Consider the following 1,297-nt stretch of genomic DNA (forward strand, 5'->3'; position numbering starts at 1 on the left):
GGCCAGGCCTCAGCATTTTATTATGGTGATCCCCTGGGCGAAATGCGCCTGGTAAGCAGAGTTTTTGAAATGTAAGGCCTTTGAATAAGACAAAAGGCTGCCTCATCGCTAACTTTGCAACAGTGCCTGATTCGATGTGTTTGCGGGAAAAAAATCGGCCCAGATCCGCGAAATTTTAATCAGCGAGTCAGCTTGGGAAGAAATGACCTGCTTATTCGCACCTTCCTTAATATAAAGACACAAGCAGAGACATTTTTGGCACGATATAAAAACGCTAAGTTAAAAAATCACTATGACGTGTTGGGTATCAAATGTTCACTGGCATAAACCTCTGTTTCTGATGTAAAACAGATTTTCTGAGGAGGCGTAAAACCTCCTCGTACTGCGAAATTGATTTAGTGATAGCGATCGATCACGCCAACCAGATAGTGGTCGGTTTGCTGCATGTTGATGCCCGCTTTTTTAGCGCTGCGGACTTCATCCAGAATGATTTGCAACAGCGTCCCGTCCACGATTTCCTCTTTTCTGTATCGCTTCAGGAAGTTAATCGCTGACTTATCGTTTGCTGCCTGGGCGTCTTCCGTCAAAGAGGTCAGCGCATTAATGCGCTTCTGGTAATCGCTTACCGTCTGCTCAAACAGATCTTCCAGCGTGGAAAATTCACCGCACCGGGCGTGTTGCTCCTGTAACACCGGCGTGGCGCCGCTCTGTTTGATGTATTCGTACATGCGCATCATTTGCGTCACCGTATTTTGCGCCTGATGACGCAAAAATAGTGCGGTGCCATTAAGGCTATTCTCGCTGCACCTCTGGCTGAGCTGAAGATACAAATTTGAGGTATAAAACTCCTGATTCATTTGCGCATTCAGTTTTTGAACTATTCCGCTAGCGATCATAGGACTTCCTTATTTCTTGTCATCTCAGAAAACGGTCACTCTTCGAAAAAACAACCAGAATAAAAGCGATTCTTTCGCTTTTTTTATTGCGCCTGGTTACGCAGTCATATTCATTTTAAGTCGGGATGCTCCTTATTTAAATATCCAACCCTACTATCGCATTTCTATCTGGCATTATTCTGTGATGGTGTTTCGATATTCACACTCCCTGTGCCAATCCTTTCTTATCGACAGTAGGAAACTTCCTCCGGCTATTCTGCTGAACACGATTAGGGGCACTGTTGCAAAGTTAGCGATGAGGCAGCCTTTTGTCTTATTCAAAGGCCTTACATTTCAAAAACTCTGCTTACCAGGCGCATTTCGCCCAGGGGATCACCATAATAAAATGCTGAGGCCTGGCC

1 protein-coding gene and 2 pseudogenes are annotated in these 1,297 nt (G+C 45.0%); 1 reads left to right on the top strand and 2 read right to left on the bottom strand.

The features are described from left to right. Window positions 1–75: pseudogene (locus OOJ59_RS27855) on the top strand (IS6 family transposase); the annotation flags it as partial. A gap of 320 nt (window positions 76–395) precedes the next feature. Here the strand turns inward: OOJ59_RS27855 and OOJ59_RS27860 are convergent. Both OOJ59_RS27860 and OOJ59_RS27865 read right to left on the bottom strand, forming a co-directional pair. After that, window positions 396–896, bottom strand: a complete 501-nt coding sequence (locus tag OOJ59_RS27860; protein ID WP_001752509.1) for a non-heme ferritin-like protein — start codon at window positions 894–896, stop codon at window positions 396–398. A gap of 326 nt (window positions 897–1,222) precedes the next feature. Next, window positions 1,223–1,297 (bottom strand): annotated as a pseudogene (locus OOJ59_RS27865) (IS6 family transposase); the annotation flags it as partial.

The sequence above is a fragment of the Citrobacter sp. W9 genome (assembly GCF_026719375.1).
GTDB classification, from domain to species: Bacteria; Pseudomonadota; Gammaproteobacteria; order Enterobacterales; family Enterobacteriaceae; genus Citrobacter; species Citrobacter werkmanii.